The organism is Alishewanella sp. HH-ZS (genome assembly GCF_001704375.1).
Taxonomy (GTDB): domain Bacteria; phylum Pseudomonadota; class Gammaproteobacteria; order Enterobacterales; family Alteromonadaceae; genus Alishewanella; species Alishewanella aestuarii.
Genome location: NZ_LZEJ01000006.1, coordinates 41101 through 62776 on the forward strand (window position 1 = coordinate 41101; position 21676 = coordinate 62776).

Below are 21676 nucleotides of genomic sequence, written 5' to 3' on the forward strand. Positions count from 1 at the left end.
GCAGTTCAGCTGAACTGCTGTTGTAAGCGGGTAACGATAGGTTGGTTGGCGTCAGGTAGCGCCAGAGTGTTCAGCTGCTGTATCGGTACCCAAAGCAGTGGCTGACCTTCAGCGCCATGCGGTTCGCCACTAAAGGCGGTAACCAGATAAATATCCAGCAACACTTCCCGCTCCGGATAATCATGGCTTAGCTGCATCAAAGGCTCAGCGGCGGTGACTGTAATGCCGATTTCTTCCTGCAGCTCACGCCCCAGCGCGGATAACACTGACTCACCTTGTTCTAACTTACCGCCGGGAAACTCCCAGCGATCGCCCTGATGCTTGCTGGCATGGCGCTTCGCCAGCAGCACCTGCTGTTGCTGCAGGATCACACCCACAGCAACATGCAACCTGGGCTTAGCTGAGCTGACCATGGCAGTGCTTATACTTTTTGCCGGAACCACAAGGACAGGGATCGTTACGGCCAACCTTCATCCCATCCCGATATACCGGCGCAGTACCACGCACACTGTCTGGCAGCTCGCCGCCAACTTGTTCGGCTTCAGCATGCTGATACTGGTGTGGTACCTGCTCGGCTTTACGACGCTGCGCTTCTACTGCCTCGACATCTTCCGAAGCGCGAACCTGCACCCGGCTTAAAATACCAATCACGTCCAGCTTCAGGTTTTCCAGCATCGTCGTAAAGAGTTCAAAGGCTTCGCGCTTGTATTCCTGTTTCGGGTTCTTCTGCGCATAGCCGCGCAGGTTAATACCCTGGCGCAGGTGGTCCATCGCCGCCAGGTGTTCTTTCCAATGGCTGTCCAGACTTTGCAGCATTATCGCTTTTTCGAACTGCCGCAGCACCTGCTCACCAACCATTTGCTCTTTCAGGGCATAAGCGGCAGCCACATCCTGTTGAATACGCTCACGCAGTTTTTCTTCAAACAGTTTTTTATCGTCTTTCAGCCACTGACCAACCGGTAACTCGACGCCGAAATCCGCCTGTAAACGTTGTTCCAGGCCTGGGATATCCCACATTTCGTCCAGCGATTGTGGCGGGATATATTCGTTAATGACCCGCTCTACCACGTCTTCACGGATCGCATTAATCGTATCAGCGATATCAGTAGCATCCAGCAGGTCATTGCGCTGCTCGTACACCACTTTACGCTGATCGTTAGCCACATCATCAAATTCCAGCAGCTGTTTACGGATATCAAAGTTACGCGCTTCGACTTTGCGCTGCGCATTTTCGATCGCCCGGCTAACCCAGGGATGCTCGATAGCCTCACCCGGTGCCATACCCAGACGACGCATCATACCGGCCATGCGATCTGAAGCGAAAATCCGCATCAGCGCATCTTCCAGTGACAGATAGAAGCGTGATGAACCCGGGTCGCCTTGCCGGCCGGCACGGCCACGCAGCTGGTTATCGATACGGCGCGATTCATGCCGCTCAGTACCTATGATATGTAAGCCACCCGCGGCGATCACCGCATCATGCCGCTGTTGCCAGTCGGTACGGGTTTTTTCGATCAGTTCACTGCTGGCATCAGGTCCCAGCGCTTTTAATTCTGCTTGTAAGCTACCACCGAGCACGATATCGGTACCGCGGCCGGCCATATTAGTCGCGATGGTAACGGTGCCAGGACGACCAGCGTCGGCAATAATCTGCGCCTCGTTGGCGTGGAACTTGGCGTTCAGTACCTGATGCTTAATTTTGACTTTATTCAGCAGGCTGGATAAATATTCTGAGCTTTCAATTGAGGCGGTACCCACCAGTACCGGCCGGCCGGCATCGCGCGCCTGAAGCACATCGGCGATAATGGCGGTATATTTATCTTCGGCGGTCAGATAGACCAGATCTGCCATATCATCGCGCACCATTGGCTTATTGGTCGGTACCACGATGGTTTCCAGACCATAGATTTGCTGGAATTCAAAGGCTTCAGTATCGGCAGTACCGGTCATACCGGCCAGCTTGTCGTATAAACGGAAATAGTTCTGGAAAGTAATTGAAGCCAGCGTCTGGTTCTCGTTCTGGATCCGTACGCCTTCTTTAGCTTCCACCGCCTGGTGCAGGCCCTCAGACCAGCGCCGGCCTTCCATAGTACGGCCGGTATGCTCGTCAACAATCACGATTTCGCCGTCTTTTACCACATAATCCACATCGCGCTTAAACAGCTGATGGGCACGTAAGGCAGCGTAAACGTGATGCAACAAGGTAATATTGGCCGCAGAGAACAGGGTATCGTGCTCGGCGATCAGCCCCTGCTCGCGCAGCATATCTTCTACTTTGATCTGGCCTTGCTCGGTCAGGTACACCTGACGCGCTTTCTCATCCACCGTAAAGTGGCCGTCACCATGTTTGCCTTCTTCGTCTTCTTTATCCTGCTTTTCCAGCAGCGGCACCAGCTTATTAATTTGCTTATACAGCTCAGAACTGTCTTCGGCCGGGCCTGAAATAATCAGCGGCGTACGGGCTTCGTCAATCAGAATGGAGTCAACTTCGTCGATAATGGCATAGGCCAGGTCGCGCTGAACGCGGTCTTGCGGCGAAAACGCCATATTATCGCGCAGGTAGTCAAAGCCAAATTCGTTGTTGGTACCATAGGTAATGTCAGCGGCGTAAGCTTGCTGCTTTTCATGGTGTGCCATCCCCGGCACGTTTACGCCAACAGTTAGCCCCAGGAAGGTAAATAAGGGTTCGTTGGTTTGGGCGTCGCGCTTCGCCAGATAGTCGTTAACGGTGATCACATGCACCGATTTACCACTTAAGGCATTCAGGTAGGCTGGCAGGGTCGCGGTCAGGGTTTTACCCTCACCAGTACGCATTTCTGAGATCTTGCCCTGATGCAGTACCATACCACCAATCAACTGCACGTCGAAATGGCGCATATTGAACACCCGCTTACTGGCTTCACGCACTGTTGCAAAGGCTTCCGGCAGGATGTCATCCAAAGTAGCGCCGGCCTGAACCCGCTGCTTAAATTCGCTGGTTTTTTCTTTTAGTTGTTCGTCACTCAGCTTGGTAAACTGCTCTTCCAGGGCATTAATCTGAAGCACAGTTTTTTTGAGTTTCTTTAAAAAGCGGTCGTTACGGCTGCCAATCAATTTGGCGAAGAGTTTTCCAAACATTATCCCAATACCATTCTTAGTTGAAACTGCCAGCCCCAGCCGGCATTACTTGCCCTGAGTGTTGCTGCAGCCCTGGCTTCGCCAGTGTTATTCGTATGCTGTGACCCGCGCAGCAGGCCAGTACCGGCAGATGTTAGCAGGATATGGCGCTATTGACAGTGCCTTTCAAGGGCAAAGCTATGGCCACCACTAAAAAACTGCTAAACTGCAGCTTCAGTCTGCCAGGTCAATGATCCGATGAAACGTTATAATCACAAACCGGAAGATCTTTCTCATTTACTGAGCAACAGCCCACTGGCCACAGTACAACAGCAATACAGCCTGTTGCAGCAATTCAATACCGAACTGGCCAGCCAGCTCCAATTACCGGACCTGGGGTTCTGTCAGGTCGTGAATCTGAAAGACGGACGAGCAGTGATCCTGTGCAGCTCAGCAGCCTGGGCTACCCGACTGAAAATGCAGCGCGACGCCATTTTAGCCAATTTCCGGCAAAAAATCTTGCCTGATTTAGCGGGTCTTGACATTGAGGTTTCGCCAAACGGACAAAATAGCAGGTTTAGTGTGCGGGAGACGGCGGCTACGCCATATCTGAAGAACCAAACGGCGCTGAGTGAGCAAACCAGACAGCAATTGTCAAAGTTAGCAGAACAAACGGCAGGCCCACTGCAACAGGCACTACAACGCCTGTTGCGCGGGCAAAATTAGCGATTTAGGCCAGTTGCGGTGCCAGATAGGAGATTGGCAACTCGGCTTTATCGTCAAAGGTGGCGAATTCCCAGTTTTCCTGATTGGCCAGTACCGCTGCCAACAACTGATTGTTCAGCGCATGCCCGGTCTTAAAGGATTTGAACTCTCCCAGAATACTGTAACCGGCCATGTAAAGGTCACCAATGGCATCCAGGATCTTGTGCTTGATAAATTCGTCTTCGTAGCGCAAACCATCCTGGTTTAATACGCGATACTCGTCCAGTACCACCGCATTGTCCATGCTACCGCCGAGCGCCAGATTATTCGCCCGCAGATACTCAACTTCATGCAGGAAACCGAAAGTACGGGCACGGCTGATTTCTTTAATAAAGGCAGCAGCGGAGAAATCCATCACCAGATGCTGTGTGGTTTCAGAGATCACCGGATGGTTAAAACTGATGGCAAAGTCCAGCTTAAAACCATTGTAAGGCTTAAACTCGGCCCATTTATCGCCATCTTCAACCCGCACAGGTCGTTTGATGCGAATAAACTTTTTCGCCAGCCGCTGTTCGCTGATGCCAGCTTCCAGCAACAGGTAAACAAAAGGATTGGCGCTACCGTCCATAATTGGAATTTCCGGGGCATCGACATCAATCACCAGATTGTCGATGCCAAGGCCAGCGATAGCCGCCATTAAATGTTCTGTGGTAGACAGGCGCACGCCCTGCTCATTGATTAAACAGGTACACATGACCGTATCACCCACCAGAGAGGGAGTGATCTTAAAGTCAACTACCGGGTCCAGATCAACACGACGGAAAATAATTCCCGTGTTATCAGGCGCAGGCCGGAGAGTAAGCGTAACCTTTTCACCTTTGTGTAATCCAACACCGACGGTGCTGACGATTTGGCTGATGGTACGTTGTTTAATCATAATTTTATCCTGCTCATTATCTAAGCAAACAAAATGGGCGCGCAGCATAACACATGCAAGCTACTATGCCAAATAGTGGCTGAACAGCGGATGAACTGCATCTGCTGCCTGACGCCTGTCTACCGCGCAAACAGCGCGGACTTTAGTCCGCTTGTTTGCGTAAGAAAGCCGGGATATCAAAAATATCGATACCGCCACCTTTCACTTCCGGTTGTACCTTAGGCTGTAACATTTCTTCGCGTTGCACTGCGGGCTGCGGTGCACTTTGCCGCATGGTATTACCATGTTGTACATAACCGTGGTTCACCGGCTCAGGACGGTGAGTTGGCACCAGGCTGATATCCGGCTTGCGATCGGCGCCGATACCGGTTGCAACTACAGTAACCCGCAGCTCATCACGCATTTCCGGATCAATAACGGCACCGACAACCACAGTCGCATTTTCAGACGCGAAGGCTTTTACGGCATTACCAACAGTTTCAAACTCTTCGATACTGATATCCAGACCAGCAGTGATGTTAACCAGAATGCCCTTAGCACCAGATAAATCGATATCTTCCAACAGCGGACTTGAGATGGCTTGCTCGGCGGCTTCTTCGGCACGGTCCGGGCCGGTAGCGCGGCCAGTACCCATCATCGCAGTACCCATTTCCGACATCACGGTACGTACGTCAGCAAAGTCAACGTTGATCAGACCCGGGCGGGTAATTAACTCAGCAATGCCCTGAACTGCACCCAGTAATACGTTATTGGCGGCTTTAAACGCATCTAACAGACTGGTGCCCTTGCCTAAAACTTTTAATAACTTGTCATTCGGGATGGTGATCAATGAATCAACATGCTTGCTCAGCTCGCTGATCCCCTCGTCGGCAAAGGCGCTACGCTTTTTACCTTCAAACGGGAACGGCTTGGTCACCACTGCGACCGTCAGGATCCCCAGCTCTTTAGCCACTTCGGCAACGATAGGTGCCGCACCGGTACCGGTACCACCACCCATACCGGCAGCAATAAACACCATATCCGCGCCCTGCAGGGTTTTCTTGATGGTTTCCCGATCTTCCTCGGCGGAACGACGACCGATATCCGGATTGGCACCGGCACCCAGACCTTTGGTGACACCTGCACCTAACTGCAGGGTGACATTGGCTGAGGAATTACGCAGCGCCTGGGCATCGGTATTGGCAGCAATAAACTCTACCCCTTCGATATTGCTGGCGACCATATATTCCACGGCGTTACCGCCGCCACCGCCAACCCCTACTACTTTAATGACAGCTTCTTCGCTGTGGTTTTCCATTAACTCAAACATAGCTCTCTCTCCGTTTTTTTACGCTTACTTAAAATTGACCATTAAACCAGCTACTGATTTTTTTCAGCCAGCCGCTGACAGATTCCCGACTCTGACCGGCAGCTTTTTGCTGGCTGCGCACATCTTTGCCATAAAGTAATAAGCCAATGACACTGGCATAGGCCGGGTCACTGACGTAATCCCGAAGCCCGGTAACATGCATCGGATAACCGAGCCGTACCGGCATCTGGAAAATATCTTCTGCAAATTCGACCGCACCTTCCATCTTGGCGGTACCACCGGTTAGCACCAAGCCGGCAGCAATTTGCTCTTCTAAACCACTGGAGCGGATTTCTTCCAACACCAGTTCAAATAATTCCTGATAACGCGGCTCTACCACTTCTGCCAGCGTATGACGCGACATGGAGCGGGCTGGCCGGCCACCAACACTAGGGACTTCGATACTTTCCTCTTTCCCCACCATACTGCGCAGGGCACAGGCATACTGCACCTTAATATCTTCCGCATGGCTGATTGGCGTACGGAAAATCTTGGCAATATCACTGGTCACCTGATTACCGGCCACCGGGATTACCGCGGTATGCCGCAAAGCGCCATTGGTGAAGATGGCGATATCAATGGTGCCGCCACCAATGTCGACCACGCAGACGCCAAGCTCTTTTTCATCATCAGTCAGTACCGCATAGCTGGATGCCAGAGCATTAAAAATCAGTTGATCAACCTGTAAGGTACAGCGCTCTACACACTTCTCAATATTCTTCGCCATGTCATTGGCACAGGTGATAATGTGGGCCCGTGCTTCCATCCGCACGCCTGACATGCCAACCGGGCTCTTGATACCCTCTTGCATATCAACTGAAAACTCTTGCGGTAACACGTGTAGCATCCGGCGCTCGGCAGAGATCGGCACTGACTTGGCGGCATGAATCACGCTGGCCACATCTTCCGCCGTGACCTCAGTATCATTGATTGGTACCATCCCACTTTCGTTCTGGCAGCGGATATGCTTGCCGGTGATCCCCAGATAAACCGAGGAAACCTGGCAATCGGCCATCAGTTCGGCCTCGTTAATGGCGCGTTGCACCGCTTGTACCACCAGGTTCAGATCGTTAACGCCACCCTTATCCATACCCCGTGAGGCATGGGTGCCGACGCCGACGATGCTCAACTGGTTGTCGGCGGTGATCTCGCCTACTACCGCCTTTATCTGAGCGGTGCCGATATCCAGACCAACAATCAAATCCCGTTCTGCTGACTTTGTCATGTTTTTCTCTTAGTGTCTGTTACTGCATAGCGCACGGCAATACCCGTGTCATAACGTAAATCCACCTCTGCCATCCCGGCCTGGTGCTGTTGCATGGTCGGATACAACTCAATAAAGCGTTGCAACCGCTTCAGCGTATCTTCGCGGCCCAGCTGCAAACTCAGGCCATCGGCCAGTTCCAGTCGCCAGGCAAAGCGTTCGGTTAAATACACCTTTTGTACATCAAACTGATGCAGCGTCATTAACTGCTGCATGCGGCCGAACATGTTCAGGGCATCCTGCTCGGTCCCATCCGGACCGTACAGCCAGGGCAAAGGTTGGTTCAGTTGTTGTATTGGGGCGGCAAACACCTGCCCTTTTTCGTTCAGTAACTGCTCACCATTCCAAATTGCCACCGGCTGCTGCTCCGTTACCACCACCACCAGCGTATCAGGCCAAAGTTTGCGCACGGCACTCTGATACACCCATGGTTGCTGTTGCAGGAACTGCTGCACCTGATCCACGTCCACCCGAAAAAAATTCCCCACATATTCCTGATGCAAGCGCTGCTGCAGGTTGTTAACGTCCAACTGCTGAAACTTGCCATATAACCGAACCTGCGAGATTGGCGCGCTTTGTTGATCCCGTACCCAGTTGCGCACCTCGGCAATCAGATACAGTAAAAACAAAATAGAACAGACAAAGAACACCAGGCCCAGCACAAACTCGGTGCGGCTGCGTGGTGTGATCTGCGTCTGCGCTGCTTTCATCCGTTAGCTCCGGGCGCTGTCGGCTTGTTGTAAAATCGCCAGCACCAATTGCTGAAAGCTATAACCGGCTGCCTTGGCCGCCATAGGTACCAGCGATTTCTCAGTCATCCCCGGTACAGTGTTCACTTCCAGTAAATAGTGCTGCCCGCTCTGATCCAGCATCAGATCAACCCGCCCCCAGCCACTGGCGCCCACCGCTTTAAAGGCGGCCAGCGCGCTTTGCTGCATTGCCGCGGTCAGCTCTGCCGTTAACGGCGCCGGGCACAGATACTCAGTACTATTGGCCTGATATTTGGCTTCGTAATCATAAAACGCGCGCGGCGTACGCATTTCAACTATCGGTAATACCTGATCATTTAAAATAGCGATGGTAAATTCCCGACCGTCAATCCAGCGCTCAACCAGCACTTCCTGATCATATTGATGGGCGGTGGCGATAGCAGCGGCCAGCTCTGCCGCATTGCTGGCAGCACTCATGCCAATGCTGGAGCCTTCATTGGCAGGTTTAACCATCACCTTACCGCCGAGCTGTTGCAACATAGCGGCGTAATTAGTATCGCCAGGGCGCACCACTAAAAAGGGCGCTGTCGGTAAGCCCTGCGCCTGAAACAGCCATTTACAGCGAATTTTATCCATTGCCAGCGCTGAGCCAAGCACACCGCTACCGGTATAGGGTAAACCCAGCTGCTGTAATGCACCTTGCATAGTGCCATCTTCACCGCCGCGACCATGTAGCACGATAAAGACTTTATCGGCACTCAGACTGGCCAGTGGTTGTTCCTTCGGATCAAAAGCAAAGGCATTGATACCGGCATCCTGCAGCGCGGCTAATACGGCCTTACCGGAGCGCAGCGACACCTCGCGTTCTGCCGAGCGGCCACCAAACATCACGGCAACTTTTGCATTCTGGCTCATTGCGCAGCTCCCTTGGTTGCTTTTAACTGTTCAATATCGAGTTGCATCGCAGCCAGTTGTTTCACCAGGCTACCAATATTGCCGGCACCTTGCGTCAGCACCACATCACCATCCTGTAATACTTCTGCCAGACTGGCTGCCAAATCCGCCGGTTGTGCAACATAGATCGGCTCCAGCTGGCCACGGGCGCGAATAGAGCGCGCCAGGCTACGACTGTCAGCGCCGGCTATCGGTGCTTCACCGGCAGCATACACTTCCAGCAGCAATAACGTATCCACTTCTGACAGCACCCGGGCAAAGTCGTCATAAAGATCACGGGTGCGGGTATAGCGGTGTGGCTGGTAACACATTACCAGACGGCGTTGTGGCCAGGCACTGCGCACTGCGGCAACAGTAGCAGCCACTTCGGTCGGATGGTGACCATAATCATCTAACAGCAGCACCTTACCACGGCCGGTGTCAAACTCGCCGTATTGTTGAAAACGCCGGCCTATACCTTCGAATTTATTTAATGCCGCCAAAATTGCCTGCTCTGCAATGCCCTCGTCCTGCGCCAGCGCAAATACCGCTGTGGCGTTAAGTGCATTATGCCGGCCCGGTAAATTCAGGCTGATTTCGCGCTGGTTACCGGCCGGATCGGTGATCACAAACTGGCTGCGGGTGCCTAACTGACTAAACTCACTAATCCGGTAATCGGCATCTTCGCTAAAGCCATAGGTCAGCACAGTGCGACCAATTTGCGGGATCAGGCCGCGCAGCACAGCATCATCCAGGCAGACGACCGCTAAGCCGTAAAACGGCAGATTATGCAAAAACTCCAGATAAGTGGCTTTTAGCTTTTCAAAGTCACCCTGATAGGTATCCATATGGTCGGCTTCGATATTAGTAATTACCGTCGCCATCGGCTGTAAATGTAAAAAGGAGGCATCACTCTCGTCGGCTTCAGCAATCAGATAGCGTCCGGCGCCCAGCCGTGCATTAGAGCCGGCAGAATTTAACAAGCCACCAATAACAAAGGTCGGATCGGCACCGGCTTCAGCAAAAACAGACGCCATTAAACTGGTGGTCGTGGTTTTACCATGCGTGCCGGCGATGGCGATACCGTGGCGAAAGCGCATCAGTTCACCTAACATTTCTGCCCGGCGTACTACCGGGATCCGCTGTTCGCGCGCCGCAGCCACTTCAGGGTTTTCCTGCTTGATGGCGCTGGAAACCACCACCACACTGGCACCCTGAACATTATTGGCAGCATGGCCAAACACTATCTCAGCACCCAGGCTGATTAAGCGCTCGGTCACGGCACCGGGTGCGATATCAGAGCCGCTGACTTTGTAGCCCTCGTTTAGCAGCACCTCGGCAATGCCGCCCATACCGGCGCCACCAATACCGACAAAATGGATCCGCTCGACCCGGCGCATAGCCTGTTTTTTCTGTTGCAGTGTCGTAATCATACTACTTGTCCTGTTACTTGCCGGCATATGGCAACCACCTCTGCCGCTGCATTATCGAGCGCAAAAGCCCGGGCCTTATCTGCCCGGCGCTGTAGCTCGGTTTTATCTGTTAAAACGCCGGCCAGTAATGGCACTATACCCGGCTGGGCCAGCTGATTTTGCGGTAATAGCCAGGCCGCTTCGACACTGGTCAGACTGCGTGCATTTGCGGTCTGATGATCGTCAATGGCCGTGGGCAGCGGCACAAAAATGGCGGCAATGCCGGCAGCGGCCACTTCACTCACCGTCAGTGCACCGGCGCGACAAATCACCACATCGGCCCAGCGATAGGCAGCGGCCATATCTTTGATAAAGGCCTCAACCTGAACCGTCATACCCAGCTGGCGTAGTGGTTGGTAAGCAGCATCGACCGTATCGCGCATGGCTTCACCTGTTTGATGCCAGACCGCAACTTGCCCCTGTCTGGCCAGCTGCGCCAGTTGCGGCGGTAATTGTTCATTCAACGCTTTGGCGCCCAGACTGCCTCCGACCACCAGCACCCGTAACTCGGGATTCTGTTGCCGGCCAAGACGGCAATTAATCACTTCATTGCGTACCGGATTGCCAACCAATTGCTGCTTCACCGAGTCGGCAAAGGCCTGCGGAAAGGCTACCAGCACTTTCATGGCCAGCTGTGCCAGCAGTTTATTGGTGCTGCCGGGTACCGCATTTTGTTCGTGAATCAACAAAGGGATGCCGCTTAAGCGTGCCGCCAGGCCACCGGGACCACTGGCATAACCACCAAAGCCCAATACCAATGTCGGCTTCAGCCGTCTAACCAGGCGTCTAGCCTGCAGTAAAGCTTTGACCAGCATCCAGGGCGCCAGCAACTTACTGCGCCAACCTTTACCGCGTAGCCCTGCCACCTCAATCGGGTAAAAGGGTAAACCGAATTCCGGCACCAGCCGTGCTTCCATCCGATCTGCAGTACCAAGCCAGGCGATGTCCCAGCCATCGGCCTGTAGCGATCTGGCCACTGCCAACGCCGGGAAAATATGGCCACCAGTACCACCTGCCATAATCAGAGCCAGAGGTTTAGTCATGCTTACCTCCGCTCACCGCTTGCTTGCCCTGCAACCTGACTTCGAAATCAATCCGCAGCAGCAAGGCTGCAGCCATCAGCATAATAATCAGACTACTGCCACCATAGCTGACAAAGGGCAAGGTCATACCTTTGGTTGGCAGCAAACCGCTGGCCATGCCGGCATTGACCGCGGTTTGAAAGCCGATCCAGATCGCCAGGGCATAGGCCAGAAAACCATGGAAACTCATGCCTTTTTGCAGAGCCCGGCTGCCCATCAATAAGGCGCGGAACACCATCAGGAATAACAAGCTAAGTAGCAGAGCCACCCCGAAGAAACCGGTTTCTTCGGCAATCACCGAGATAATAAAGTCGGTATGGGCCTCCGGCAGGTATTCCAATTTTTGAATACTGTTGCCCAGCCCTTGCCCAGACCAGCCGCCACGACCAAAAGCCATTAAAGACTGCGTTAACTGATAGCCGCTACCAAAAGGATCAGCCCAGGGATCGAGGAAGGCCGTCACCCGACGCCAGCGATACTCGCTGTAAAATATCAGCACCGCGATTGCCGCCAGACCGGTGAGGATCAGCGCAATAAACTGCCAGAGCTTGGCACCGGCCAAAAACAACAGCACTACCGCCGTCGCAAACATCACGATAACGGTTCCTAAGTCAGGCTGCATCAGCAGTAACACCGCCACCACAAACAGCATCAGCAGTGGCTTTAAAAAACCCATCAGGTTTTCCCTGACCTCTTCATGCCGGCGCACCAGATAGCTGGCCAGATAAGAGAAAAAGAATAACTTCGCCGGCTCAGCACCCTGAATATTAATCGGGCCCAGCGCCAGCCAACGGGTAGAACCATTGACGTTTTTACCAAAAATCAGTACCGCAACCAGTAAGGCCAGGGCAGCAAATAACAATTGCATATTGTAAGTGTGCCAGAAACTAACCGGTAAACGGGTCACGACATAGGCCGCGGTGAAGCCCATCGCCATATAAATTAAATGCCGGATGGTAAAGTGCAGTGGATTACCGTGCAGCCGCTCTGCCACCGGGATCGAGGCACTGGTCACCATCACCAGACCAAAGGCCAGCACCAACAGCAATGCGGTCAGGAACATATTGTCAAAGGTACCCTCGTCTCGGGATTGCCACCAGGCATCCAAACGTGGGAAAGGGTTAAAACGTGCCGGCAGGGTTAAGGCTTTCATGGCTTTAACTCCCTGACGGCAGCCGCGAACTGTTCACCGCGATCGGCATAACTTTTAAACATATCCAGGCTGGCACAGGCCGGCGACAACAATACCATATCACCTGGTTTCGCCAGACTGGCCGCTGTTTTTACTGCCTGCTGCAGCGTTTTTACCTGAATGCTGTCAGGTAGCAGGGCCGCAAGCGCCGGGCCATCCTGCCCCAGCGTAATCAGCTGCTGCACATCGCGCTGCAGCGCCGGTTGCAATTCAGTCAGATCAGCGCCCTTGGCATCACCGCCGGCAATCAGGATCAGCTTGCCTTTGACACTGCTGCGCAGTCCGGCCAACGCAGCCAGAGTTGCGCCGATATTGGTGCCCTTAGAATCGTTGACCCAGCGTACACCGTTTCGCTCCAGTACCAGCTCACAACGATGCGCCAGGCCGCGGAAGGTTTTTAATGTGGTGGCAATCGCCTCGCGGCTGGCACCTGCCGCTAAGGCTAACGCTGCAGCAGCCAGCGCATTGAACTGGTTATGCTTACCAAATAAGCTCAGCTCAGACACCGGCAACAACGGTGCCCCGGCGACCAACAGATACTCCTGCTGCTGATGCTGCACTATGCCATAGCCACTACCGTTATCCTGCAAGCTCAAACCAAGTCTCGGCCCGGAGGTGGCTGGCAGCGTCAGGTTGTCTTCCGCGTTGTAAACCGCCAGCGCACTGTGCTGATAAATACGTTGCTTGGCGGCAGCATAATCAGCCAAATCGTTATAGCGGTCGAGGTGGTCAGCACTAACATTCAGGTTAGCCGCGGCGACGAGCTTTAAACTGTCGGTCGTTTCCAGCTGGAAGCTGGATAACTCCAGCACATAGACTTCTGCACTTTGCTCTGCCAGCGCATCCAATACCGGCAAACCAATATTGCCAGCGGCCAGTGCTTTGATACCACTTTGCTGTAACATCGCTTCGGTAAGGCGGGTGACGGTAGATTTGCCATTAGAACCTGTTATTGCCACCACAGGTTTAGTGTTGAAACGGGCAAAAAGTTCGACATCACCCAGCACTGTCGCACCCTGCAGGCGGGCAAAACGCAGTGCCGGATGTTTAACTGATAAGCCGGGGCTGACAATAATCAGCTCCATCTGTGCCAGACGGTTGGCATCTAGCTCACCTAAATAGATACCATCTACCTTTTCCGGCGCGATCTGTTCCAGCCCGGCTGGTTGCTTACGGGTATCCATTAACACCGGCTTCAAACCTTTTGACAGCAAAAAACGCACCGTGGCCAGACCTGATTGGCCCAGCCCGACGACAGCGATACGTTTAGCAGTCAACAAATCTGGCATAACTTCTTATCTCAGTTTCAGGGTGGCTAACCCTACCAGCACAAAGATGATCGACAGGATCCAGAAGCGCACGATCACCCGTGGCTCAGGCCAGCCCTTTAATTCGTAATGGTGATGGATTGGCGCCATCCGGAAAATCCGCTGTTTGCGCAGTTTGTAGGAGCCTACTTGCAGGATCACCGACAGGGTTTCCATCACAAAGATACCGCCCATGATAAACAGCACGATTTCCTGCCGTACCAGAATGGCAATCACACCAAGCACCGCACCCAGCGCTAAAGAACCGACATCCCCCATAAACACCAGCGCCGGGTAGGTGTTAAACCAAAGGAAACCTAAACCCGCGCCGATAAGGGCGGCGCAGAACACGACCAGTTCCCCGGCATAAGGTAGGAAAGGAATATTCAGATAGTTGGCAAAGTTTACGTTACCGCTGGCATAGGCAATAATGGCAAAGGCGCCGGCGACCATAATGGTAGGCACTATGGCCAGACCATCCAGGCCGTCGGTCAGATTGACGGCATTACTGGTGCCGACAATCACAAAATAGGCCAACGCAATAAACAGTAAGCCCAGCTGTGGCATCACCTCTTTGAAAAAAGGCAATAGCAGCGCAGTTTCTGCCGGCCGTTCGGCTGTGGCATAAAGGAAAAACGCGGTTAACAGCGCAAATACCGATTGCCAGAAGTACTTCCAGCGCGCGATCAAACCTTTGGGATCCTTACGGATCACTTTGCGGTAATCATCGATAAAGCCGATGGTGCCAAAGCTGACCAGCACAAACAGCACCACCCAAATGTATTTATTGCTCAGATTGGCCCATAACAAGGTCGAAATCAGAATCGAACCGAGGATCAACAGCCCGCCCATCGTCGGCGTGCCTTTCTTCGAGAAATGGCTCTCAGGGCCGTCATTGCGTACCACCTGCCCAATCTGCATCCGCTGTAAGGCGGCGATCAGCTTGGGCCCGAGGTACAGGCTGAGTAACAAGGCGGTTAATACGCCCAAAATCGCCCGGAATGTCAGATAGCTGATCACATTAAAGGCACTGATATACTGCGTTAAATACTCTGCTAACCACACTAACATGGCTGAGTCTCCTGCTGACAACGTTCTAGCAAGTCCTGTACAACCTTTTCCATTCTCGCGCTGCGTGAACCTTTCACCAGGAGCGTAACGTCTTGTTGACCGGCAATGATTGGTAGCAAATGCTCGACCAGCGTTTGCTGTTGACTAAAATGGGCACCAGTAACTCCAAAGCGGTCACTGGCGCTCTGTGATAACACACCAACAGTGAATAACAGATTAATACCGGCTTTTTTGGCGTAATCGCCAATCTGTTCATGGTATAAACGGGCGTCAGCACCCAGTTCACCCATATCACCGAGTAACAGGCCACGGAAGCCAGAATAGCTGGCCAGCAAGTCAATGGCCGCTTTTACTGATTCCACATTCGCATTGTAGGTATCGTCAATAATTTTCAGACCGGCTTTGGGCGTCAGCAAATTAGTACGACCTTTAACCGCTTGCATCCCGAGCAGACCGCGCTGTACTTGCCGTAAATTCAGGCCCAGTCCGAGGGCTGCAGCGGCGGCAGCCAGCGCATTAGCGACATTATGCCGGCCGGGGATTTTCAGCTGGATTTGCTCATTGCCCTGCGGGCTATGTAACAGAAAATGCGCACAACCACTGGCATCCAGACGAATGTCAGAGGCATAAAAATCAGCTGCCGGATTTTGTAAACTAAAGGTCTGGCAGGCTTGCTGTCTGACCTGCGCCAGCCAGTAATCGCTAAAGTCGCTGTCCAGTGACACTACTGCGCTGCCGGTATCAGTTAAACCACTGTAGATTTCAGCTTTAGCTCGGGCCACGCCATAAACATCGCCAAAACCTTCCAGATGCGAAGCGGCGGCATTGGTGATCAAGGCGACATCCGGCTTCACCAATGCCGTGGTATAAGCTACCTCGCCGGGATGGTTGGCTCCCAGTTCAAGTACCGCATATTGGTGCTCCGGTGTTAACCGCAGCAGGGTCAGGGGTACACCGATGTCATTATTAAAATTACCCGCAGTCGCCAATATCGGCCCCTGCTGGCTTAAGATCGCCGCCAACATCTCTTTTACCGTGGTTTTACCGGCACTACCGGTAATCGCCACCGTTTTCGGCGCCAACCGTTGCTTCAGTGCCGCGCCCAACTGACCCAAAGCTATCCGGCCATCCGGCACCAGAATATAAGGCAGGGCAACCGGCGGCTGTTGATTACAAATCAGCGCTACCGCACCCTTCGCCGCGACGTCAGCCAAAAACTGATTGCCATCGAAATTCGGGCCCTTTAACGCCAGAAACAGCGCCGCGCCTTCCAGGGTACGGCTGTCGGTACTGATGTTCTCAATCAGCCGATCTTCGCCGACTAAAGGGGCCTGCAGAATAGTTGCCAACTCAGATAAACGCAGCGGGATCATAGTGCCATCTCCCTTTGCAGCTGCTGTACATAGGCGCGCTCGTCATAGTGCAGCGCGGTCTGACCGATAATTTGCTCAGTTTCATGGCCTTTACCGGCAAGCAGTACTATGTCGCCTGCCTGAGCCTGCGCCACTGCTAACTTAATGGCAGAACGGCGATCCGGCTCCAGCACATAACAGTGATCATTACTAAAGCCAGCCACTATATCCTGCAGAATCTGCAGCGGATCTTCAGTGCGCGGGTTATCCGACGTTAGGATCACATGATCAGATAGCAGCTCAGCAAGTTGCCCCATCAAGGGCCGCTTGCCTTTATCGCGGTCGCCACCGCAGCCAAACACGGTCCATAAATGGTTACTGCAGTGGGCGCGCAGCGCCAGTAAGGTTTGCCGCAATGCATCCGGAGTATGGGCGTAATCGACCACCACAGTGGCGCCGGTTTTAAACGGAAATTGTTCCATCCGCCCGGCAACAGCTTTTAGTTTAGCGGCAGCCTGTAATAGCGCCGGTAACGGCTGTCCCAGCGCTTGCAGACAACGTATCGCTGCCAGCGCATTCTGCACATTAAATTCGCCAAGGAGCGGCAACTGCAACTGATAATGCACACCCTCAGCCTGTAGCTCGCAGTAAATACCTTGCTCATTTGGCGCCGCACACTGATAGGTCAGAGCAGCAGGATCGCTACAGTCCGCGGTTTTGCCATAGCCAAAAACCGGGATCTGACAATGAGTGGCATAACTACGACCGGTTTCATCAGACAGATTCAGCACCGCCAACCGACTTTGCGACTGTTGAAACAATAATGCCTTGGCTTCAGCATAGGCCTGCATACTACCGTGATAATCCAGATGATCCCGGCTCAGGTTGGTGAAGACAGCGGCTGCGAATTCCAGGCCGGCAACCCGCTGCTGCACTAAGGCATGGGATGACACCTCCATCGCTACCAGTCGTACACCGCTGGTTAGCATTTCGGCAAAAATACGTTGTAAATCAACAAAATGCGGCGTGGTGTTCTTTAGTGGTGTCAATTGCTGCCAAGGGCCATAGCCGAGGGTACCGATAATGGCGCTTTTCAGTCCGAGCTGCTCTGCCAACTGCGCGATAAAACTGCTGACCGAGGACTTACCATTAGTACCGGTCACGCCCACCAGCGTCAGCTGTTGTTGCGGGTGACCATAGAAACTGGCTGCCAACTCGGGTAACACTGTATTCAGCTCGGGCAATACCTGAACTCGCGGATCGCTGTAACTGCCGGTATGGGTGAGTACCAGAGCAGCGCCTTGCGCCAGCGCCTGACTAATAAAATGCTGACCATCGGTATGGGTGCCGGGCAGTGCAATAAAGACATCGTTTTTTTGCACCTGACGGCTATCAATGCGCAAATTCGCCAGTGTGCACTCCGGCACCTGGGGGCACTGCGCTGCTAACCAGACTTTACTGTTAACCGGCATTTTGTGTACTCCTTACGGCAGAGATCCTGGGCCGGCTTTGCGCATCCGGCGGTAAGTTCAGTAACTGCATGGCAGCACCCATAATCTGGGAAAATACCGGGGCCGCGATTTCGCCGCCGTGGTAGAAATCACCGGCCGGCTCGTTAATAACGACCACTGTTACCAAGCGTGGATTACTGATTGGGCCAACACCGGCAAAGGAGGCGATATAGTCATTGCCGTAACCACCAGCGACCGCTTTACGGGCAGTACCGGTTTTGCCACCGACGCGGTAACCCGGAATTTGTGCCCGGGTTGCAGTACCGCCAGGCGCGATACTGCTTTCCATCATTTCTAACATGGCCAGCGCATATTCTTGTTTTAATACCCGCTCACCTGGTTCAGGCTGCTCCACTTTCAGAATGCTCAGTGGCCGGTTGACCCCGCCATTGCCAATGGTGGCGTAAGCTCTGGCCAGCTGTACTGCAGTGACGGATAAGCCATAGCCATAAGAGAAAGTAGCGCGTTCAAAATCAGACCAACGCTGACGGAAACTGAAAATACCGCTGCTCTCGCCGGTTAAGCCGGTGCCGGTATCCTGGCCCAGGCCCAGATTACTGTATAAGCCAATGACATTTTGATGCGGGATCTGTAACACCAGACGGGCCACACCCATATTACTGGACTTTTGAATGATACCGCCCAGGCTTAAGCTGCCATAGTTGTTCGGATCCCGCACCCAGCTGCCGCCGATGCGCATCACGCCGGGACTGACATCGACCATGGTATCCAGTTTGGCGTTGCCAAATTCCAGCGCACTGAGTACCGCCAGCGGTTTCATCGTAGAACCGGGTTCAAAGGTATCGGTGATGGCGCGATTGCGGAAACGATGCACCGGCGTATTGCGGCGGTTATTCGGGTTAAATGACGGGCTGTTGACCATCGCCAGGATCTCACCGGTATGCACATCGACAACCACGGCAGAGCCGGAAGCTGCGCCATGCGCCAGCACGGCTTTCTTCAGCTCGCGATAGGCGACCGCCTGGATCCGCTGATCAATACTCAGCACAACATCTGCCGGTTCCTGTGACGCTTCACGCTCCAGCACTTCAATTTCACGGCCTTTGGCGTCTTTACGGAACACTTTGCGCCCGGCGGTACCGGTTAGTAAGTCGTTAAAACGCTTCTCGATACCCTCAACGCCGACATCATCAATATTGGTAAAACCTATCAACTGCGCCGCAACTTCACCGGCCGGGTAATAACGCCGTGATTCCTGGCGAAAATGAATCCCAGGCACCTTTAACTTACGCACATATTCGACCACCGCAGGATTAACCTGGCGTTGCAAATAAACGAAGCGCCGGCTCGGGTTATCACCAATCCGCTGTAGTAATTGTTGCGGCGTCATTTGCAGAATTTCAGCCAGTGCATGCCAACGCCGCTCATCGGCCGCAGCGTTGCGCTCAATCACTTCTTTCGGGTCAGCCCAGATCGCTTCTACCGGCACACTCACTGCTAACGCCTGGCCATGCCGATCGAGGATCATACCGCGCATCACCTTGTCGGATTCAATCCGTAAGGTACGCAGGTCGCCCTGAGTGACCAACATATCCGGCTCCAGCACTTGCAACCAGGCTGCGCGGGCAACCAGTGCCACAAAGACCGCACTTAAGCTGAGCATCACAAAAGCAAAGCGCCAGCCCAGCACTGTCGGCTGCTTTCTGGTTTTTGCCTGGGCTTTCGCTACGGGCCGCTTCATGGTTGCCTCACCGTGATATCCCGATTGCCGCTCGGTCTTTCCATATTTAGTTGCCGGCGGGCAATTTCTTCCACCCGGCTATGCTCGGCCAGCGCCCGCTGCTCCAGCAACAGGTTGCGCCATTCTGTATCCAGCTGATCACGCTGCTGGTAATTCTGATCCTGCTGGATCGTCAGTTGCCGGTTTAAATGTGCCATTTGCACTACTGCCAGAGCGGTTAACACACAAGCCAATAACAACAACAGCACCAGCTTGCGCTGCTGCCATTGTTGTCTGATTTGGGTAGATAACCGGATCTCGCTCATCAGAGCGTCCTCTCAGCAATCCGTAGCACCGCACTACGGGCGCGCGGGTTGGCCGCCAATTCAGCATCAGATGGCATGATGGCCTTGCCGATCAATTTTAACGGTACCTCTTGTTGCAGCTGGGCATTTGTCAGCGGCAAACCGCGCGGCACAGCTTCTGGCTTGGCATGACGCCGCATAAACTGTTTCACCAGCCGATCTTCCAGCGAGTGAAAGCTAATGACACAGAGGCGACCACCAGGTTTAAGTGACGCCATAGCGCCCTGCAGCGCCAGGTTCACTTGCTCCAGCTCACTGTTGATGTAGATGCGGATAGCCTGGAAGCTGCGGGTAGCCGGGTGCTTTTTCTCTTTGGCACTTTTGGGCACCGCGCGGCTTATCAGGTCAGCTAACTGGCCGGTGCGGGTTAACGGCTGCTCGGCACGGCTATTAACAATGCTGTTGGCAATGCGCCAGGCAAACTTCTCTTCGCCATATTCACGCAACACAAAACTGATATCTTCAACATCAGCACTGGCTAACCACTCTGCGGCTGACAAACCACTGGTTGGATCCATTCGCATATCCAGTGGGCCATCTCGCATAAAACTAAAACCACGCTCGGCTTCATCCAGTTGGGGGGAAGAAACGCCGAGATCCAACAAAATACCGTCAATTTTGCCAAAAATAGCCAGAGATTCGGCAATGTTCGCCAGGGCGGCAAAGGGGCTGTGAGTGATATGAAAACGCGCATCGGCTTGCAGTGGGGCTGCGGCAGCGATGGCGGCAGGATCGCGATCTATGGCATACAGCCGGCCTTGAGGGCCAAGCTGTTTCAGGATTTCCCGGCTGTGACCACCGCGGCCGAAGGTGCCATCCAGATAGATGCCATCAGCCTTGATCGCCAGGCCTGTCAGCGTTTCCGCCAACAGTACCGAAATATGCTCAGTTGTGGTCATTTACAGTACAAAATCCTGTAAGCGTTCGGATAACTCCACCGAGCCAGCTTGCGCCTGTTCCAGCTCAATATCAGCGGCCAGACGGTCTTGCCAGGTGGTTTCATCCCAGATTTCAAATTTATTAAGTTGACCCACCAAACGGATATTTTTGCCCAGGTTGGCATGCTGCCGTAAAAAGGCAGGCAGCAGGATCCGGCCGCTTTTATCCATATCGCATTCGGTGGCGTTACCCAGCAAAATGCGCTGTAAACGGCGCTCCTGCGGGTTCAAACTGGAGAGTGACTGCAATTTTTCTTCGATTTCTTCCCACTCTGCCAGCGGAAACAGCAATAAACAGGGATCATGCAGATCGATGGTACAGATCAATTGACCCTGATTTTCAGACAAAAGGCGGTCGCGGTAACGCGCTGGCAGCGCTAACCGGCCTTTGTCATCTAATGTCAGTGTGAATGATCCACGAAACATCGTTATTTGCCTGTATTAAGTGTTAACGGTCGTTAAGGTGGCACTCAATGGCGTGGCAGTGACACCTTAGTTATCCCACTAAGCGCGTTCTGCACTCCAAAATGATCCACAATTACCCACTTATCCCCACAATGAGACAGTTTAGGGTGCCACTTCGGCACCTGTCAAGGTAAAAACAGCATCACAGATCGAATAAGATCCCGCTAATTTCGCGGCTTGGAGGAAGTAAATGATTTAGTGGGAAATTAAATCGCTGCGGCAACGGAATAGTGAAACTTGCTATTGC

19 protein-coding genes are annotated in these 21676 nt (G+C 53.3%); 1 reads left to right on the plus strand and 18 read right to left on the minus strand.

Annotated elements, in window-relative coordinates; all coding sequences use genetic code 11:
• Window positions 1-5 precede the first annotated feature (5 nt).
• Both mutT and secA read right to left on the minus strand, forming a co-directional pair.
• On the minus strand, window positions 6-413 hold the full coding sequence (gene mutT, locus A9165_RS03775; protein ID WP_065954950.1) for an 8-oxo-dGTP diphosphatase MutT: 408 nt from the start codon (window positions 411-413) through the stop codon (window positions 6-8).
• Window positions 397-3117: a preprotein translocase subunit SecA gene (gene secA, locus A9165_RS03780; RefSeq protein ID WP_065954951.1), complete on the minus strand. Its 2721-nt coding sequence runs from the start codon at window positions 3115-3117 to the stop codon at window positions 397-399. Before secA ends, mutT begins: the two co-directional genes overlap by 17 nt.
• A 237-nt stretch (window positions 3118-3354) precedes the next feature.
• Here secA and A9165_RS03785 point away from each other — a divergent pair, with 237 nt between their 5' ends.
• The gene (locus tag A9165_RS03785; RefSeq protein WP_065954952.1) at window positions 3355-3822 is read left to right on the plus strand and encodes a DUF721 domain-containing protein; all 468 of its coding nucleotides are present in this window, start codon (window positions 3355-3357) and stop codon (window positions 3820-3822) included.
• Between the two features lie 4 nt (window positions 3823-3826).
• Here A9165_RS03785 and lpxC read toward each other — a convergent pair whose 3' ends face one another.
• The 16 genes from lpxC to mraZ all read right to left on the minus strand — a co-directional run bounded on the left by lpxC (window position 3827) and on the right by mraZ (window position 21390).
• Window positions 3827-4738, minus strand: coding sequence for a UDP-3-O-acyl-N-acetylglucosamine deacetylase (gene lpxC / locus A9165_RS03790; protein ID WP_039924923.1), 912 nt, complete (start codon window positions 4736-4738; stop codon window positions 3827-3829).
• Window positions 4739-4880: 142 nt separating this feature from the next.
• Window positions 4881-6047: a cell division protein FtsZ gene (gene ftsZ / locus A9165_RS03795; protein WP_065954953.1), complete on the minus strand. Its 1167-nt coding sequence runs from the start codon at window positions 6045-6047 to the stop codon at window positions 4881-4883.
• Between the two features lie 28 nt (window positions 6048-6075).
• A complete protein-coding gene (gene ftsA, locus A9165_RS03800; RefSeq protein WP_065954954.1) occupies window positions 6076-7311 on the minus strand; it encodes a cell division protein FtsA in 1236 nt (411 codons plus the stop codon).
• A complete protein-coding gene (locus A9165_RS03805; protein WP_065954955.1) occupies window positions 7308-8060 on the minus strand; it encodes a cell division protein FtsQ/DivIB in 753 nt (250 codons plus the stop codon). The genes ftsA and A9165_RS03805 overlap by 4 nt, the downstream gene beginning before the upstream one ends.
• A 3-nt stretch (window positions 8061-8063) precedes the next feature.
• Entirely contained in the window at window positions 8064-8975 is a 912-nt protein-coding gene (locus A9165_RS03810) for a D-alanine--D-alanine ligase (protein WP_065954956.1), read from the minus strand.
• The gene (murC, locus tag A9165_RS03815; protein ID WP_065954957.1) at window positions 8972-10426 is read right to left on the minus strand and encodes a UDP-N-acetylmuramate--L-alanine ligase; all 1455 of its coding nucleotides are present in this window, start codon (window positions 10424-10426) and stop codon (window positions 8972-8974) included. Before murC ends, A9165_RS03810 begins: the two co-directional genes overlap by 4 nt.
• Window positions 10423-11508, minus strand: coding sequence for an undecaprenyldiphospho-muramoylpentapeptide beta-N-acetylglucosaminyltransferase (murG, locus tag A9165_RS03820; RefSeq protein WP_065954958.1), 1086 nt, complete (start codon window positions 11506-11508; stop codon window positions 10423-10425). The genes murC and murG overlap by 4 nt, the downstream gene beginning before the upstream one ends.
• Window positions 11501-12700, minus strand: a complete 1200-nt coding sequence (ftsW, locus tag A9165_RS03825) for a cell division protein FtsW (protein WP_065954959.1) — start codon at window positions 12698-12700, stop codon at window positions 11501-11503. The genes murG and ftsW overlap by 8 nt, the downstream gene beginning before the upstream one ends.
• Window positions 12697-14028, minus strand: a complete 1332-nt coding sequence (murD, locus tag A9165_RS03830; RefSeq protein WP_065954960.1) for a UDP-N-acetylmuramoyl-L-alanine--D-glutamate ligase — start codon at window positions 14026-14028, stop codon at window positions 12697-12699. Before murD ends, ftsW begins: the two co-directional genes overlap by 4 nt.
• Window positions 14029-14034: 6 nt before the next feature.
• Window positions 14035-15117 (minus strand): phospho-N-acetylmuramoyl-pentapeptide-transferase, encoded by a 1083-nt coding sequence (gene mraY, locus A9165_RS03835; protein WP_008606720.1) that lies wholly within the window; start codon window positions 15115-15117, stop codon window positions 14035-14037.
• Window positions 15111-16490, minus strand: coding sequence for a UDP-N-acetylmuramoyl-tripeptide--D-alanyl-D-alanine ligase (gene murF, locus A9165_RS03840; protein ID WP_065954961.1), 1380 nt, complete (start codon window positions 16488-16490; stop codon window positions 15111-15113). The genes mraY and murF overlap by 7 nt, the downstream gene beginning before the upstream one ends.
• On the minus strand, window positions 16487-17941 hold the full coding sequence (locus A9165_RS03845) for a UDP-N-acetylmuramoyl-L-alanyl-D-glutamate--2,6-diaminopimelate ligase (protein ID WP_065954962.1): 1455 nt from the start codon (window positions 17939-17941) through the stop codon (window positions 16487-16489). Before A9165_RS03845 ends, murF begins: the two co-directional genes overlap by 4 nt.
• Entirely contained in the window at window positions 17931-19682 is a 1752-nt protein-coding gene (locus tag A9165_RS03850) for a penicillin-binding transpeptidase domain-containing protein (RefSeq protein WP_065954963.1), read from the minus strand. The genes A9165_RS03845 and A9165_RS03850 overlap by 11 nt, the downstream gene beginning before the upstream one ends.
• Window positions 19679-19987, minus strand: a complete 309-nt coding sequence (gene ftsL, locus A9165_RS03855; RefSeq protein WP_065954964.1) for a cell division protein FtsL — start codon at window positions 19985-19987, stop codon at window positions 19679-19681. Before ftsL ends, A9165_RS03850 begins: the two co-directional genes overlap by 4 nt.
• Entirely contained in the window at window positions 19987-20925 is a 939-nt protein-coding gene (gene rsmH, locus A9165_RS03860; RefSeq protein ID WP_065954965.1) for a 16S rRNA (cytosine(1402)-N(4))-methyltransferase RsmH, read from the minus strand. Before rsmH ends, ftsL begins: the two co-directional genes overlap by 1 nt.
• Complete coding sequence (mraZ, locus tag A9165_RS03865; protein ID WP_065954966.1) at window positions 20926-21390, minus strand: division/cell wall cluster transcriptional repressor MraZ; 465 nt, start codon at window positions 21388-21390, stop codon at window positions 20926-20928. It abuts the gene before it with no gap.
• Between the last annotated feature and the right edge of the window lie 286 nt (window positions 21391-21676).

What these genes read in the sequence shown, in the direction of transcription:
- mutT (WP_065954950.1), bottom strand. Translation starts at nt 413, where the DNA reads ATGGTCAGCTCAGCTAAGCCCAGGTTGCATGTTGCTGTGGGTGTGATC.
- secA (WP_065954951.1), bottom strand. Translation starts at nt 3,117, where the DNA reads ATGTTTGGAAAACTCTTCGCCAAATTGATTGGCAGCCGTAACGACCGC.
- A9165_RS03785 (WP_065954952.1), top strand. Translation starts at nt 3,355, where the DNA reads ATGAAACGTTATAATCACAAACCGGAAGATCTTTCTCATTTACTGAGC.
- lpxC (WP_039924923.1), bottom strand. Translation starts at nt 4,738, where the DNA reads ATGATTAAACAACGTACCATCAGCCAAATCGTCAGCACCGTCGGTGTT.
- ftsZ (WP_065954953.1), bottom strand. Translation starts at nt 6,047, where the DNA reads ATGTTTGAGTTAATGGAAAACCACAGCGAAGAAGCTGTCATTAAAGTA.
- ftsA (WP_065954954.1), bottom strand. Translation starts at nt 7,311, where the DNA reads ATGACAAAGTCAGCAGAACGGGATTTGATTGTTGGTCTGGATATCGGC.
- A9165_RS03805 (WP_065954955.1), bottom strand. Translation starts at nt 8,060, where the DNA reads ATGAAAGCAGCGCAGACGCAGATCACACCACGCAGCCGCACCGAGTTT.
- A9165_RS03810 (WP_065954956.1), bottom strand. Translation starts at nt 8,975, where the DNA reads ATGAGCCAGAATGCAAAAGTTGCCGTGATGTTTGGTGGCCGCTCGGCA.
- murC (WP_065954957.1), bottom strand. Translation starts at nt 10,426, where the DNA reads ATGATTACGACACTGCAACAGAAAAAACAGGCTATGCGCCGGGTCGAG.
- murG (WP_065954958.1), bottom strand. Translation starts at nt 11,508, where the DNA reads ATGACTAAACCTCTGGCTCTGATTATGGCAGGTGGTACTGGTGGCCAT.
- ftsW (WP_065954959.1), bottom strand. Translation starts at nt 12,700, where the DNA reads ATGAAAGCCTTAACCCTGCCGGCACGTTTTAACCCTTTCCCACGTTTG.
- murD (WP_065954960.1), bottom strand. Translation starts at nt 14,028, where the DNA reads ATGCCAGATTTGTTGACTGCTAAACGTATCGCTGTCGTCGGGCTGGGC.
- mraY (WP_008606720.1), bottom strand. Translation starts at nt 15,117, where the DNA reads ATGTTAGTGTGGTTAGCAGAGTATTTAACGCAGTATATCAGTGCCTTT.
- murF (WP_065954961.1), bottom strand. Translation starts at nt 16,490, where the DNA reads ATGATCCCGCTGCGTTTATCTGAGTTGGCAACTATTCTGCAGGCCCCT.
- A9165_RS03845 (WP_065954962.1), bottom strand. Translation starts at nt 17,941, where the DNA reads ATGCCGGTTAACAGTAAAGTCTGGTTAGCAGCGCAGTGCCCCCAGGTG.
- A9165_RS03850 (WP_065954963.1), bottom strand. Translation starts at nt 19,682, where the DNA reads ATGAAGCGGCCCGTAGCGAAAGCCCAGGCAAAAACCAGAAAGCAGCCG.
- ftsL (WP_065954964.1), bottom strand. Translation starts at nt 19,987, where the DNA reads ATGAGCGAGATCCGGTTATCTACCCAAATCAGACAACAATGGCAGCAG.
- rsmH (WP_065954965.1), bottom strand. Translation starts at nt 20,925, where the DNA reads ATGACCACAACTGAGCATATTTCGGTACTGTTGGCGGAAACGCTGACA.
- mraZ (WP_065954966.1), bottom strand. Translation starts at nt 21,390, where the DNA reads ATGTTTCGTGGATCATTCACACTGACATTAGATGACAAAGGCCGGTTA.